The sequence below is a fragment of the Rhizobium sp. AG207R genome (assembly GCF_027109195.1).
In the GTDB taxonomy this organism is placed as follows: domain Bacteria; phylum Pseudomonadota; class Alphaproteobacteria; order Rhizobiales; family Rhizobiaceae; genus Rhizobium; species Rhizobium dioscoreae.
In genome coordinates, this window is the sequence record NZ_JAEPVT010000005.1 from 69,856 (window position 1) to 84,485 (window position 14,630).

A 14,630-nucleotide genomic window follows, 5' to 3' on the forward strand; every position below is an offset into this window, starting at 1 on the left:
CAGAAACGAGGGGGCGTCTCAGCCGCCCCAAGTTTGTTCGAGGACACGGACCCAGTTCTGATGGGCGATTTTGGCAAGCGACTGATCGTCGAACCCGTGCGCGCGCAGGGCTTCGATCAGCTTCGGCAAGCCGCTCGCATCGCTGAGCGCCGCTGGAATGGTCGTGCCGTCGAAATCGGAGCCGAGCGCGACATGCTCGATGCCGATACGCTCAGCAATGTAAGCGACGTGGCGAACGAGGACTTCGAGCGGCGTATCGGTGTTTCTAACACCATCATCCCGCAGGAAGAGCACGCCGAAATTGATGCCGACCAGGCCGCCGGTATCGCGGATCGCGTCGAGCTGCTTGTCGGTCAGATTGCGGCTGTGAGGGCTGATGGCATGCGCATTGGAATGCGAGGCGACCAGCGGCGCATTCGACAGCTTGGCGATATCCCAGAATCCCTGCTCGTTCATATGCGAGAGATCGATCATGATCCTGAGCTCGTTGCTGGCGCGGATCAGATCCTTGCCGGCGTCGGTGAGCCCTGGGCCGATATCGGGCGACGAAGGAAACCGGAAAGGCACACCATAGGCAAAGACATTGGGGCGGCTCCAGACCGGCCCGAGCGTGCGCAGGCCGGCCTGATGCAGAACGTAGAGAGCATCGAGATCGGCCGCGACCGCTTCCGCACCTTCGATGTGGAATACGGCAGCAAACTGGCCTTCGGCAATCGACCGCTTGATATCACCGGCCGTGCGGCAGACCTTCACGGCTCCCTGGGAGCGCGCTTCAATCGCAAGCAGAAGCCGCGCCATGGCCAGAGTTTCATTCAGCGCGTCGGGCTGAGCAGGTGTTGCGAAATCGGCATTTTCCGCCTTCGGCTGATCCGGCGACGGGATAAATATGGCGCAGAGGCCGCCCGCGAGACCGCCACGGCGAGCGCGAGGCAGATCGATATGTCCGGCAGCTTCGCCATTCAGGAAAGCATCGACGGAATTCAAGCCACCGCGGCGCAGCCGGAGCAGCACGTCATTATGGCCATCGAAGACGGGGATTATCGAGGATTCGGTCATGTCTCATTCCAAAAATTGCAGTTGATATCTGCCTAGGCAAGCTTGGCGGAATGGGCAACTGCAAACTACGTATAGGGTCTGCGAAAATGGAATTGGTCGGTTGCAAGACCCCGCTGTGAAAACGTTCGGAAATTACGATGGCGGCCGGGCGGTGCCAAGGCGGCGAGGCAAAGGCGGAATAGTTTCGCAGCGGTTTTGCAGAGCGTCTCCATGGAGCGAGTTTTCGCTTTTGACGTGGCAGATGTGCCTGCACGAGACAAATCGGCTCAGCCAGCGCAATATTTTGCGGCAATTGCAGCGGGAATATAGGTTTGGCGACCCGCAACACTTGCTTTTTCTAAAATGCGCAGCAAATGAAAGCTTTAGTATGGTGAAAGAGCTGGGAATACGGCAGGAATTACAGCAGCATACCAGCTTGCTGAAGAAGGCGGCTCGAAGCGGAGACAGCCGTCTGCTTGAATAATGGATGGAGCGTAGATGGCGGCGCTCATGTCCTGTTCTAGCCGTATTCGAGGAGAACGGATTGTCTGATTTTCGGCGCGAGGAACGATCCGGATCTGCGTCAGACGAGGCGAAAGAATCGTCATGGCGCAAGGACAGGAAGTCATTACAGTCAGAACGGCGGCGCTTCCCGCGACCGGAGAAGGCGGCGACGGAGGAAGCCCTGCCGCCTCCAGCCTTGCAGCCGCTGAAGTTTTCGACGCGCGACATCGAGCCGGCCGCGCAATTTGCCGCCTGGCAAGCTTATGTCGCTCCCGTGGCCGACGTGCGATTGCCGGACAATATCCCGCCGGAAGCCGGCTTTCCGGCCGATCATATCGCGTGGAATCTTGGCGGCATGCTCATCGTTCAACAGGATACGCCGCCCCATAGCTACATGCGATCGCAGGCGAAGGTGAAAACCAATCACATCGATCACTGGCAGGTCTCAGTGCCGACCAGTGGCCGGACCTGGACGGAAGTCGATGGCCACGTTCTGGAAGGCGAGCCGGGCAAGGTGGAACTGCGATCGCTGGGACACCCTTTTCGAGGGCGCTCGACGGAGGCGAAGGGCCTCTCGCTCTTCCTGCCGAGGGCATTGCTGTTCGACGTTCCCACACCGGTCGAGATCGAGAACAATATTGCGCTCTCCGGCGTGTTTACCAGCATGTTGATCGAATTCCTCGATAGCGTCGAAAACAATCTCGCGCGGTTTGCAGCCACCGATCTGCCGCACGTCGTCCAGACGGTGCGCAATATGATTGTGGCCTCCGTTTCGACCTCGGCGGCACAATCGACCGGCACGGAACAGCATAGCATTCTCGCCCTGACGGAACGCGTGCGGCGGTTCGTGGAAAGCAATCTCATTTCGGGCGATCTGACGGTAGAGCACATATGCCGTGAGCTCGGCATATCCCGTACCAGGCTCTATCAAATATTCGAACAATATGGCGGCGTGCATCACTATATTCAGCGCCGTCGCCTCCTGTCGGCTCATGCCGCCCTCAGCGATCCCGCCAATCGGGAACAGATCGTCGACATTGCCTTTGCAGTCGGCTTTTCCTCGGCAGCGCACTTCAGCCGAGCCTTCGGCAAGGAGTTCGGCTATAGTCCCCGTGAAGCCAGAAACCTTACCATCCCGCGCTATCTCGGGCAGGTCATCTCGCCGGCATCCTCCGGCAGCAGCCACTCCTTCGACGAATGGCTGAAAACCCTCGGCTATTATCACTAGACCGCGGATTTCGATGCCTCGAGACGCGTGCGCACCGGTGGGCACGCGCAAGCGAAGGGCACATCTTCCCACCAATCCCCGTGTCGACCCGAAACCGCACTTCAGCAATTGCGAAAATGGACGCTGCTGCAAGTTTCCGGATGCACGTCTAACGACATATGGTGCGTAACCCATTAAAAAAGAAGAAGAATAGTCGTTCGGAGACCGAAGCCCTAGTGTTTGGTGAATGTACTGTGCGTCCAACGGGGCAAGTCATAGGGAAAACAGCAATGGTATCTACTCGCCAGACAATAGAGATCAGCAAGCCTCAGCATCCCGTCAATGACTCATACCGCGCAGTCGAGCGCGAAGAGGTCCTTGAAGTGGCCTTTCGTGACTTTGTTCAAATGGCGCTCGCTGCCGGCTGGAACGAGCCCGAGGTTGCTTTGACCTTGGCCGATATTGCCGATGACTATGTGATGGCTCTCGCTGGTAGAGTTGCTGAGAAATAGTGTACCGCGTCCGTCCGAGCTCCGCAGGGGTGAGCACGAACGGTTAGGAGCAACTCTCCAGCATGCCGTCGGTGACACCGCTCAAGAGAACAAGAAGGCGGCTCACCGGCGGCATGAATTTTATTCGGCAAGCAGTCAGCATGCTTCCTTCATGCCCTGCCCCATCCAGGCAAGATTTGTAGAAAGCAGGTCACGATGAAGATCAGACAACATCTCTGGTTTCAACATGACATGGAAACGGCGATCGAACTTTATACGTCGCTTATCCCGGGTTCGGCAGCCGGATGGGTCTCAAGTATTCTCACCGACAATCTGAATGGACCCGCCGGTAGCGTAAAGTTTGCAGGTTTCACACTTGGAAATCGCGCCTATATGGGCTTCGAGGCAGGGCCATTCGACCGCTCGGAGCATAGTTCTTCCATCACAGTCGAATGTGCGACACAGGACGAGGCGGACCGTTTGCGTTATGCGCTGGGGAAAAGCCGTCCGGACGATCGCGGCCTTGTGAGAGATCCATGGGGCATATATTGGCAGTTTCTGGTCAGGCAGCAAAGCGCTGACGCCAAAATATCCGCCAAATCCGAGCAAATCGGCAGCGTCACGGTCACAAAAAAGAAATTCGCCGCCGCCTGAAAGGCGCGGCAAAGCTATCGTAAAACTCGAAGGTCGCAGCAAACGCATGGCTTTCAGCCAGTCGAGAGCATGCGCTGCCGTGATGTAAGCGGAGGCCGACCCACACTCGGCTTCCGCTTATGCTCTATTTCGAGCGTCAGTCGAGGACCGGGCAGCCGCGCCGATTGGCGAAGACCATGCGGTCCGGACCGCCATCGTTCCAGCCGCGAACGACGATGCGGCGTCCGTTACTGTCGACCGAATCAATGCGACGGAAGCCTTCCGCCCGCGCGGCGCGCATGAGATCGCGTCTGTCGCAACCGCGGTCACGATCCCAGCCCCTGTCGCGGTCACGATCCCAGCCGCGCGGCGGACCTCTCCAGTCTCGACCCTGGTCACGCTGCCAGGGCGGCGGTGCATAATCGTCATCGCCGCCATAATACTGCGCCGAAGCGACAGACGTCATCAGTTGCAACGCGGCCAATCCGACCACGGCAACACGCGAAATCCGTACCAAACCTTCAAGCATTTCCCTTACCCCCATTTCCTGTCTTGTAGACAAGAATAAAGATATGCCGATTCGCATGAACTCTGCCTGAACGCAGTCGGAACTGGATTGGGTGCCGCGCTGCCGCCCAATCGCAGCGCTTTTGCGCGACATGTCTCAGCTGAAGGGAAAGGCGCGAAATTCCGCGCTCTCCTCGGCACGCACCGACAGCGCATGAAGGCGCGGGCAAGCCTTTACATCGAGGGCATCGGGCAGCATCTCGCGCGTAAAGCGAAACGCGACAACACTGGTGATATCAGCCTGGAGCGGCCGTCTACCGAAGAGCCAGGGATCGGCCTGCGGCATTTCCGCCTCCAGCAGACGGTACGCCGCCGCAAGCTGACCATGAATTCGATCAAGCCAGGGCTGATGCTGCTTTTCCATAGGACGCAGCTTATGCTCGTAGACGATCTGAACCGTCTTTTCACACGCTGCCAACGCAAGACCGATGATGCGCAGAGACCGGGCATGATCCTGCGGATCGACGGGCATGAGGCTGCGCCCCGACGGCGCGATGCGTTCGGCATGCGCAAGTATTAGGCTCGAATCCATCAAGACGGTTCCGTCATCCGTGACAAGCGACGGCGCCTTCACGACAGGATTGATATCGGCAAAAGCCTCGAAAGCGCTGAAAACAGAAAGCGGCTCATGCACGAATGCTATATCGAGTGCGCGCAGCGAGATCGCCACACGCCTGACAAAAGGTGAATCCAGCATTCCGATCAGTCTCATATCCACCATCACCATCTCTTTGCTTGGACAAGCGCAAGGACCGCGCCGCGATCCGATGAGGAATAGTAGTCGTGGGCGGACGGCTATTGCCAGTGGCCGAAAAAGCCATTAGCGCAAGGATCATGCCAAAGAACGCCAACCCGCTTGTCGTCATCGCCGCCTATGACCAGCTCTGCACCTTCGAATTCGGATGCGCCTTCGAAGTGTTCGGATTATCGCGACCGGAAATGGGGCCGGGCTGGTATCGCTGCATGACCGCTGCAGTAGAGCCCGGACCCATTCGAGGTGCCGGCGGCCTGACCGTCAATTCGGACGGTGGCCTTGAGCTGTTCGATCAGGCGGATACGATCGTCATACCGGGTTGGCGGGGGCCGGGCGCCGCGGCTCCCGAGCCGCTTCTCGAAGCGCTGCGGAAAGCCCACGCCAAAGGTGTCCGGCTGGTGTCGATCTGCGGAGGCGCCTTCGTGCTGGCTCAAACCGGCCTGTTGTCCGGCAGACGCGCGACGACCCATTGGCATCATGCCGCAAGGCTTGCTTCCGCCTATCCGGAAATCGATGTCGAGCCGCATTCCCTCTATGTCGACGAAGGCGACATATTGACATCGGCCGGCAGTGCGGCCGGGCTCGATCTTTGCATTCATGTCGTGCGCAAGGATTTCGGCGCCAAGGCAGCCAATAGCGTGGCCCGGCGCCTTGTCGTCGCCGCCCATCGCGAAGGCGGCCAAATGCAGTTCATCGAGCGCCCGGTCGCAGGGCGCGGTGCCACGCGGCTATCCGCTCTGCTGGATGCGATCCGAAGAGACCTCGCACAACAATGGAGCGTCCAGCGCATGGCGGAAGAAGCATGCGTAAGCGTGCGGAGCCTGCATCGTCACATTCGCGAGGCGACGGGGGTCGCACCCGGGGAATGGCTTCAAAACGAGCGTCTCGCGCGATCACGCGAGCTTCTGGAAGAAACAAGCCTTCCTGTTTCGGTCATCGCAATGCATGTCGGTCTGGGAAGCGCTGCAAACTTCCGTCATCATTTTCGCACAAGCGTCGGATTGTCACCGACAGCCTATCGATCGCGATTCCGCAGCTCCGACGGCGAACAACAATCCCGTGCGTCTAACTGAACAATATCTATCGCGATTTGGAGCCTTTGGAGATGTAGGATCTGCTCCCGGCTGTACGGCGAGGACGTGGCGTCGCCCGCGAGAGCCCATCTCCGCGGTGCCAGTCTGTGATTGCCGAATGGACAGATTGGGATAGAAGCATCGCCCCGGCCAGGCAATAGAGCAGGACGATGATGGCTGCCTCGACGATCAGAGGCAGAAACGCAAAGCGAGCGCCGGGGCTTTCCTCCTCTTCAGGGAGCAGATCAGGCAACCCGAGGATCATCGCCGTCAACGGCGAGGCAAGGATAGCAACGAAAGCGACACCATGAATCCAGAGGCGAAATCGAGGCAATTTTCCCGCCACCCAAAAGGCCAGAAGCGGAGCGCCTATATTGCATATCAAGCCAAGTAAAACAGCGATCTCTGTCGGCAGGATCGAATCGTCGTGCATGAATTCCCAATCCCTCAATGCTACCCAGATTAGTGCCATGCACCCTAAAAAACAACTTGATCGTCTGCGCCCACACCCAGCAGAAATGAGGCTTTCACCGCTACAAATGATCGGAAATCATTGCCACCATGGTTCGCGGCGATGCCATTTAAGATCACGCCGGCGGCTCCTTCCCTCAGCCTTCCTGTCACCCTTCAAATGATCCAGATAACCGCCCAGGACACTATTGATGAAAACATGGGTTTTCGTCAGACTTGAGCCGAGCCGCCTGAATCTGGCTTCCTTGTCCTGTTCCATCTGCTGGAGCACCTTCCAGAAGACGAAGCTGTCATGGCTTTCCTTCAGCGTCAGGAAATAGCCGGAGGAATAAGCCCCTTCGAAACGGTCGATGAAGGTCAATATCGCCGGATGACGCAGGTTGTATCCCACCCATCCGCATTCGGGATAGATTCTCCTGTTCAGATAGGCGGCAAGCTGATTTCCACGCGGGGCGATTCCATCGAGAAAACTCTTCGGAATGGGCCTATGGGTCACGGTATCGGCATCGAGCCATATCAGTTGATCGACCGTGTTATGATAGCGCCTGACGGCATCGGCGACCGCAAAGACCTTGTTGGAAAAGCGCACGGCGTCCCACCGGAAATCCCGCACCAGCCCATTGCGTGACGAGATATATCCATTTGCCTGCGGTTCGCTACCATAGGCATCGCGAAAGCCGCGCAGCCGGGGCAATGTCTCGCAATGATCGAAAACCAGAAGACGGCGGTCCTTCTCCTCGATTCCGACATTCTCGGCATAGACGACCAAAGAGACTTCCTTCGGCCAGCAGGCAAGGAAGGTCTCGATACATTTCTTGCCGTAGTCACGATAACCCTTTTCATGAAAGGTGGTGACAACGATATGGCTCAGCTCTTCCCGTTGCCACGGATTGGTCAGGAACATCGGCAGTCGGACTCCGCAATAAGATAACTCCCCATGCGTCTATCCGATCGTCTTGGCCTGCCGGTTTCCAAATATTTCCGAACTGTGGATTTTCGGGGAAATCTTGTTGCAAAGCTTAGGCTTAAAAGGGCTGGAACCCACATGCAGGCATCACGGCTCATCTGGTTCAAACGGACCTGTCGCCGACATCAATCTAGGCATGCGTCGGAAGGGAGGAATTATGAAGAGATATCAGGAAGCGCCGTCAGCCGCTCCATAACCATCGATTCCCACGATTGTCGGCTTGAACGCTACGGTTTTCCGCATTGCATCCCCGCCGGTCACGACCGCATGGCGCACCAATTGCGCCGCAACCTCACCAATAGCGCGTCGGGGCGAGCGGGAGGTTGCGATCGGCGCGGGTAGCGAAGCGACCAGATCCAGCCCGTTGAAGCCGGCAATCAGGATCTTCTCAGGAACCGCGACACCCAGCTCCATGCAGGCAAACAAGCCGCCGCTCGCCATGTCGTCGTTGGAATAATAGATGCAATCGAGATCCGGCACCGCTGCAAGCAGCGATGTCGTGAGCCGCTTTCCAAGCGCGATCGAGGAAAAGGCATCTTCTATCCGCTGCTCGGCAAACCCCAGACCATGGGCATGCAGGACGCGTTCGAAGCCGGCCTTGCGCTTGGCCGCGCGCAGATCCTTTACCAGAGCACTGCCGACATAACCGAACCGTCTTCGTCCCGCCGCAATCAGCGCCTCGGCCATATCCTCCCCCGCCGCACTATGAGACAGTCCGACATTGAAATCGATCGGCGTGCCATCGAGATCCATGAGCTGGATAACCGGAATATTGGAGTGGCGGAGCAGCTCCACGGTCTCCTCCGGCTGATCGAGCCCGGTGACGATGATGGCGCAGGGCTGCCAGGAAAGCATGTCGCGGATGATCTCGCGCTCCTTGGCTATATCATAGTCAGATATGCCGAACACGGCCTGCATGCCGGAACCGTCGAGCCCGGCGGAAATACCGGCGAGGACCTCCGGAAAGACGATGTTCGACATGCTGGGAACGACGACGGCGACCAGATTGGTGCGCTGCGAAGACAAGGAGAGCGCCAGCCTGTTGCCGACGTAGTTCATCCGCGTCGCTGCTTCGATCACCCTGTCACGCGTCTCGCTGGAAACGTCGGCGACGCCGCGAAGCGCACGCGATGCCGTCATCTTGCTGACGCCCGCTTCGATCGCGACTTCTTCCAGAGTGGGTTTGCGCATCCCCAAGCAACCCTCGATGAACCATGGCGGCTGGCACGATGCCGCCCCTCTTCATAGAATGTTTCCCGAAAAAGGCAAACATCCTCCTATTGACAAATACCGGGAAATTGAGGCTTGTTATCGATACCGGTACCGGTAACATAGCCGAAAATTGCAGAGGTAGCACGGTGCAGAACACGAAGAAGGCCGCCGTCATCGGCCTGGGGTCCATGGGTTGGGGCGCCGCCCTGTCCCTTCTCAAGGCAGGTTTTGCCGTCAGTGGCTGCGATGTTCGCAGCGAGGTTCTTGCCCGCTTTGCCGAGAACGGCGGCTCGCCCTGCACGACGCCGGCATCAGCGGCCGACGATGTAGACGTGATCCTTGTCTACGTCGTCAACAGCAAGCAGGTCGAAGACGTGCTTTTCGGCCGAGACGGTGCGCTGAAGACCGCACGGCCCTCAACCGTGTTCCTGCTCTGTACGACCATGGCCCCGAGCGCTACGATCGCCATTGCGGAACGACTGGAGGAAGCAGGCATGCTCGTTATCGACGCTCCCGTCTCCGGCGGCCATGTCCGTGCGCTTTCGGGTGAGATTACCGTCATGGCATCTGGCACTCCCGAAGCTTTCGAACGAACCTCCGCGGTGCTCGACGCCATCTCGGCCAAGGTGTTCCGGCTGGGAGATCGCCCGGGCGCCGGCTCGCAGGTCAAGATGATCAACCAGCTGCTGGCCGGGGTGCACATCGCCGCGACAGCCGAGGCCATGACGCTCGCCGCCAAGGCCGGCATCGATCTGAAAACGCTCTATGACGTGATCTGCGTATCTGCCGGCTCGTCCTGGATGTTCGAGAATCGCGGCGAACACATCGTATCGGGCGATTATACGCCGCGCTCGGCGGTCAACATTTTTGTCAAGGATCTCGGGATCGTCACCTCGGAAGCTGACAAAGCCGGTGCTGTTACTCCACTTGCAGCAACGGCGCTCAACCTCTTTGTAGAAGCATCGGAGGCGGGCCTGGGCCTGGAGGATGACGCAGCCGTTGCGAAGATCCTGGCCGCCAGGAGCGGTGCCAGCCTGCCGGGCGTAAGGGACTAGGCCATGACGCTCCTGCTTGGCTGCATCGCGGATGACTTTACCGGGGCGACCGATCTGGCCGCGCTGCTGGCGCGCAGCGGATTGCCCGTTTCGTTGCGGATCGGCATTCCGCAAGACAAACGCGACCCGAACGAGACGGCCGCCTTCGAGGTCATCGCCCTCAAATGCCGGACATCGCCCGTCGATACCGCCGTTGATCAGGCACGTCAGGCGCTGGCATGGCTGAAGGACGCCTGTGCTAGCCGCTTCTTCTGGAAATATTGCTCGACATTCGACAGCACGGCCGAAGGCAATATAGGTCCAGTCGCGGATATGCTGATCACCGAGACCGGCGCGACCCAGACGATCTATTGCCCCGCCTTTCCGGAGAACGGACGCAGCGTCTTCATGGGTCATCTCTTCGTCGGCGAACAGCTTCTGTCGGAGAGTCCGATGAAAGATCATCCGCTGACGCCGATGCGCGATTCCAACCTCGTGCGGCTTCTGACACCGCAAGTGTCCGGCCGGGTTGGCCTTGCCAATCGCAACATAGTTTCAAAGGGCGCCGTAGCGTTGAAAGCACGGCTGGAGGAGTTGGGCAGTGAGGGCATTCGGCATGTGATTGTCGATGCCATATCCGACAATGATCTTCGAACGATCGCGGCGGCATCCTTCGACATGCCGCTGCTGACGGGCGGCAGCGCGATCGCCGGTCAGCTTCCGCGATTTTACATGGAACAGGGCCTCGTCCGCCTCTCCGAACATCGACAGGCACTGCCAAAGGTCACCGGCGGCTCGATCGTCCTATCCGGCAGCTGCTCCGCCATGACGCGCCGACAGGTTGCCGACTATGCCGACAAAGTTGCCAGCCTGCGGCTCGATCCGATCGCGCTTGCGCAAAACGGCGCAAGTGCTGCACTGGAGTGGTTGCATCAGCAATCTCCCGATGCACCGAAGCTCATCTATGCCACCGCCGAACCCGACGAGGTGCGGCAAGCTCAGGAGCAGCTGGGCAAGGACAAAGCGGGGCAGGTCGTCGAGGATGCTCTTTCGAAAATAGCCCGCATCGCTTTCGATTGCGGCACGCGCCGCTTCGTCGTTGCAGGCGGCGAGACATCCGGCGCGATCACGCAGGCGCTCGGCGCGGCGCATCTGACTATCGGACCAGAAATTGCACCCGGCGTGCCTTGGACTTTCACGACCCTTGGGAATGAAACAGTCGCCCTGGCTCTAAAATCTGGCAATTTCGGCGAGGAAACCTTCTTTACGGACGCTTTCGACAGATTGGGAGCGGCATGAGCGAAGAAGCCGCGCTGCGCGAACAGATCTGCATGATGGCCAAATCGCTTTACGATCGCGGCCTGACCGCTGGCTCCTCCGGCAATATCTCGGCGCGCCTCAGCGACGGACGGCTGCTGGTGACGCCGACGGGCAGCTCCTTCGGTCGCCTCGACCCCGCCCGCCTCTCCCTCTTTGACAGCGGCGGGCGCCTGATCGGCGGCGACAAGCCGACGAAGGAAATGCCGCTACATGCCGCCTTCTATGAGACTCGGCCGAAAAAGACGGGCGCCGTCGTCCATCTTCACTCCAGCCATTCGGTGGCACTCTCGATCCTGCCTGGCGTCGACGCCGACAACATGCTGCCGCCGCTGACAGCCTATTCGATCATGAAGCTCGGCAAAGTGAAACTCCTGCCCTATTTCATGCCTGGCGATCCGGCCATGGGCGATGCCATCCGCGGCCTGGCCGGCAAGCGCAGCGCCGTGATGCTGGCGGCACATGGTCCTGTCGTTTCGGCGAAGGATCTGGAAGCCGCTGTCTATGCGATGGAAGAACTGGAAGAGACGGCAAAGCTTGCCATACTGACGCGAGGAGCCAATCCTTCGCTGTTGACGGATGCGCAGATCGCCGATCTCGTCCGCACCTATGATGTGGAATGGGACTGAACATGACGCGCTTTTCGGCCAATCTGGGATTCCTGTGGCAGGAGCTTTCCCTTCCCGACGCCATCCGCGCCGCCAAGGCCGCCGGCTTCGATGCCGTGGAATGCCACTATCCCTATGACACGCCCGCTGAAGCCGTGCGTCAGGCATTGGAGGAAACCGGCCTTCCCATGCTCGGCCTCAACACCGCCCGCGGCAATGTCGCAGCCGGCGATAATGGACTTGCCGCCATTCCGGGCCGCGAGGACGAAGCCCGCCTGCTCATCGATCAGGCGATCGACTATGCGGCCGCCATCGGTGCGCGAAACGTGCATGTGATGGCCGGCAAGGCAGCCGGCGACGAGGCAAAAGCCACCTTCATTGCCAATCTGCGCTATGCCTGCGAACGCGTCAGCAAGATGGGGGCGACCATCCTGATCGAGCCACTTAACTATCGCGATGCGCCAGGCTACTTCCTTCAAACGGCGGATCAGGCACGCGACATCATAGCCGCGGCCGGTGCCGAGAACCTCAAACTGATGTTCGACTGCTATCACATCCAGATCATGCAGGGCGATCTGACCCGCAGGCTGCAGGATCATATGACGGCAATCGGCCATATTCAGATCGCTGCCGTGCCGGATCGGCGCGAACCGGACCATGGGGAGATCGATTATCGTCACATTCTGCAGGTCCTGGAAAAGCTTGGCTATGACAAACTGATCGGCGCGGAATATCGGCCGGCAACCACGACGGATGCAGGACTTGCCTGGCTGCAGGCATTCAAATGAGAGACCGGCTTCGAGAACGACTAACGGCCTTCAAAGAGATTCACTCGGGAAGTGTCCCGAATACTGATGTCAGCTTGGAGCAGTTCGGCTTTTCCTTGAATCCGTGAGCCGCTCCGTCTGTTTGTTTCTCGCAATTCCGGACGGAAAACCGCTACGCACTTTTCCTGGAATTGCTCTATTGGGAGGAAAATCCGATATGCATGTTTTGATCCTGGGTGCCGCAGGCATGGTCGGCCGCAAGCTCGTCAACCGCATCGCCGCCGAGCCGAAAATTCTCGGGCAAGCCATCGATCGCCTGACACTGGTCGATGCCTTCCAGCCGCCAGTGCCGGAAGCGCTTCAATCCGTATCAAAAGCCCTGACGATCGATCTTGCGACAGCAGGTGTTGCGGAAAAGCTCATCGAAGACCGTCCGGATATGATCTTCCATCTGGCCGCCATCGTCTCCGGCGAAGCCGAGGCCGATTTCGACAAGGGGTACTCCGTTAATCTCGATGGCACGCGGGCACTCTTCGAAGCCATCCGCCAGCAGGGACTGAAATCCGCCTATGTACCGCGCGTCATCTTCGCCTCCTCCATTGCCGTGTTTGGCACCCCCTTCCCCGAAGTTATCGGCGATGAATTCCTGACCGCGCCGCTGACGAGCTATGGCACGCAGAAGGCGATTGCCGAACTCCTGCTTGCCGATTATTCACGCCGTGGCATTTTCGATGGCATCGGCATCCGACTGCCAACCATCTGCGTTCGGCCCGGCGCTCCGAACAAGGCGGCCTCCGGGTTTTTTTCCAACATCCTGCGTGAGCCGCTGGTCGGCAAAGAGGCTGTCCTGCCCGTCAGCGATACGGTGCGCCACTGGTTTGCAAGCCCGCGAGCGGCGGTCGGTTTCTTCGTTCATGCGGCAACGCTCGATACGGCAAAGATCGGGCCGCGGCGCAATCTCACCATGCCGGGGCTTTCGGCGCTCGTTTCCGATGAGATCGATGCGCTGCGCCGTGTCGGCGGCGACAAGGCGGTTGCGCTGATCCGCCGCGAGCCTGATCCGGTGATCGAGCGCATCGTTTCCGGCTGGGCGACGCAGTTCGACGCCAGGCGGGCGAGTGATCTCGGCTTCAAGGCAGAACAGAGCTTCGACGAGATCCTGCGGGCGCATGTTGAAGACGAACTGGACGGGAGGGTCGCATGACGGAGGCGTCATCGAACGCACAAAGCGCAATCGCGCTGGTGACCGGCGGCGGTACCGGCATCGGCCGAGCCATCGCTAAGGCACTCGGTTCGGCAGGCTTCAAGGTCATCATCTCGGGGCGCCGGGTTGATGTTCTCAAAAAAGCTGCTCATGAGCTTTCGGAGGAGACCGGGACGGAGTTTCTTGCCGTTGCTGCCGATGTCAGCGACCCCACATCGGTCCGCAGCCTCTTTGATGTGATCGCCGACCGCTATGGCCGCCTCGACCTTCTGGTCAACAATGCCGGGATGGGTCTGCCGGCCGTGCCGATGGAGGAACTGAGTTTCGAGCAATGGAATGCTATTGTCGGAGCCAACCTGACCGGCGCGTTCCTCTGCACGCAACAGGCTTTCCGTCTGATGAAAGCCCAGGTGCCACACGGCGGCCGCATCATCAACAACGGTTCGATCTCGGCAACGACCCCGCGGCCGCATTCCGCACCTTATACGGCCACGAAACACGCCATTACAGGCCTTACAAAATCGACGGCGCTCGACGGCCGTCCCTTCGATATCTCCTGCGGGCAGATCGATATCGGCAATGCCGCCACCGACATGACGGCGAGGATGAGCGCCGGCGTGCTGCAGGCAAATGGCGAGACCGCAGCAGAACCGACGATTTCGGCAGAGCATGTCGCCCGCGCCGTCGTCTACATGGCCACGCTGCCGCTCGATGCCAATGTTCTTTCCATGACCGTCATGGCAACGAAGATGCCGCTTGTCGGCAGAGGATAAAAGAGAACGGCAG

The 14,630-nt window shown here is 59.3% G+C and carries 15 protein-coding genes; 10 read left to right on the forward strand and 5 right to left on the reverse strand.

What is annotated here, in order from left to right; genetic code table 11:
• Positions 1-18 precede the first annotated feature (18 nt).
• Positions 19-1,056, reverse strand: coding sequence for a dipeptidase (locus JJQ51_RS12745; protein ID WP_145635567.1), 1,038 nt, complete (start codon positions 1,054-1,056; stop codon positions 19-21).
• 523 nt (positions 1,057-1,579) lie between these two features.
• Between JJQ51_RS12745 and JJQ51_RS12750 the strand changes: the two genes are divergently transcribed.
• From JJQ51_RS12750 to JJQ51_RS12760, 3 genes are all read left to right on the forward strand, one after another.
• Positions 1,580-2,767, forward strand: coding sequence for a helix-turn-helix domain-containing protein (locus JJQ51_RS12750; protein WP_246661747.1), 1,188 nt, complete (start codon positions 1,580-1,582; stop codon positions 2,765-2,767).
• A gap of 269 nt (positions 2,768-3,036) precedes the next feature.
• Entirely contained in the window at positions 3,037-3,258 is a 222-nt protein-coding gene (locus JJQ51_RS12755; protein WP_069609932.1) for a hypothetical protein, read from the forward strand.
• 195 nt (positions 3,259-3,453) lie between these two features.
• The gene (locus JJQ51_RS12760) at positions 3,454-3,891 is read left to right on the forward strand and encodes a VOC family protein (protein ID WP_145635565.1); all 438 of its coding nucleotides are present in this window, start codon (positions 3,454-3,456) and stop codon (positions 3,889-3,891) included.
• A gap of 136 nt (positions 3,892-4,027) precedes the next feature.
• Here the strand turns inward: JJQ51_RS12760 and JJQ51_RS12765 are convergent, their stop codons facing one another.
• On the reverse strand, positions 4,028-4,399 hold the full coding sequence (locus JJQ51_RS12765; RefSeq protein ID WP_168192600.1) for a hypothetical protein: 372 nt from the start codon (positions 4,397-4,399) through the stop codon (positions 4,028-4,030).
• A 135-nt stretch (positions 4,400-4,534) separates the two neighbouring features.
• Complete coding sequence (locus JJQ51_RS12770; protein WP_233788655.1) at positions 4,535-5,158, reverse strand: glutathione S-transferase family protein; 624 nt, start codon at positions 5,156-5,158, stop codon at positions 4,535-4,537.
• 113 nt (positions 5,159-5,271) lie between these two features.
• Here JJQ51_RS12770 and ftrA point away from each other — a divergent pair, with 113 nt between their 5' ends.
• Positions 5,272-6,264 (forward strand): transcriptional regulator FtrA, encoded by a 993-nt coding sequence (gene ftrA, locus JJQ51_RS12775; protein WP_113329205.1) that lies wholly within the window; start codon positions 5,272-5,274, stop codon positions 6,262-6,264.
• A gap of 550 nt (positions 6,265-6,814) precedes the next feature.
• Here ftrA and JJQ51_RS12780 read toward each other — a convergent pair.
• Both JJQ51_RS12780 and JJQ51_RS12785 read right to left on the reverse strand, forming a co-directional pair.
• Complete coding sequence (locus JJQ51_RS12780; protein WP_113350973.1) at positions 6,815-7,639, reverse strand: hypothetical protein; 825 nt, start codon at positions 7,637-7,639, stop codon at positions 6,815-6,817.
• Positions 7,640-7,870: 231 nt separating this feature from the next.
• Positions 7,871-8,893: a LacI family DNA-binding transcriptional regulator gene (locus tag JJQ51_RS12785; protein WP_113350972.1), complete on the reverse strand. Its 1,023-nt coding sequence runs from the start codon at positions 8,891-8,893 to the stop codon at positions 7,871-7,873.
• A 167-nt stretch (positions 8,894-9,060) separates the two neighbouring features.
• On the opposite strand from JJQ51_RS12785, the gene ltnD reads away from it, so the two are divergent.
• The 6 genes from ltnD (at position 9,061) to JJQ51_RS12815 (ending at position 14,617) form a co-directional block, all read left to right on the forward strand.
• Complete coding sequence (ltnD, locus tag JJQ51_RS12790; protein ID WP_113389563.1) at positions 9,061-9,969, forward strand: L-threonate dehydrogenase; 909 nt, start codon at positions 9,061-9,063, stop codon at positions 9,967-9,969.
• 3 nt (positions 9,970-9,972) lie between these two features.
• Positions 9,973-11,247: a 3-oxo-tetronate kinase gene (gene otnK / locus JJQ51_RS12795; protein WP_113389533.1), complete on the forward strand. Its 1,275-nt coding sequence runs from the start codon at positions 9,973-9,975 to the stop codon at positions 11,245-11,247.
• Positions 11,244-11,894, forward strand: a complete 651-nt coding sequence (gene otnC / locus JJQ51_RS12800; protein ID WP_113350970.1) for a 3-oxo-tetronate 4-phosphate decarboxylase — start codon at positions 11,244-11,246, stop codon at positions 11,892-11,894. The genes otnK and otnC overlap by 4 nt, the downstream gene beginning before the upstream one ends.
• A gap of 2 nt (positions 11,895-11,896) precedes the next feature.
• A complete protein-coding gene (locus JJQ51_RS12805) occupies positions 11,897-12,661 on the forward strand; it encodes a hydroxypyruvate isomerase family protein (RefSeq protein ID WP_186450352.1) in 765 nt (254 codons plus the stop codon).
• A 196-nt stretch (positions 12,662-12,857) separates the two neighbouring features.
• The gene (gene denD, locus JJQ51_RS12810; protein WP_113329212.1) at positions 12,858-13,844 is read left to right on the forward strand and encodes a D-erythronate dehydrogenase; all 987 of its coding nucleotides are present in this window, start codon (positions 12,858-12,860) and stop codon (positions 13,842-13,844) included.
• Entirely contained in the window at positions 13,841-14,617 is a 777-nt protein-coding gene (locus JJQ51_RS12815) for an SDR family oxidoreductase (protein ID WP_113350968.1), read from the forward strand. Before denD ends, JJQ51_RS12815 begins: the two co-directional genes overlap by 4 nt.
• The last annotated feature ends 13 nt before the right edge of the window (positions 14,618-14,630 follow it).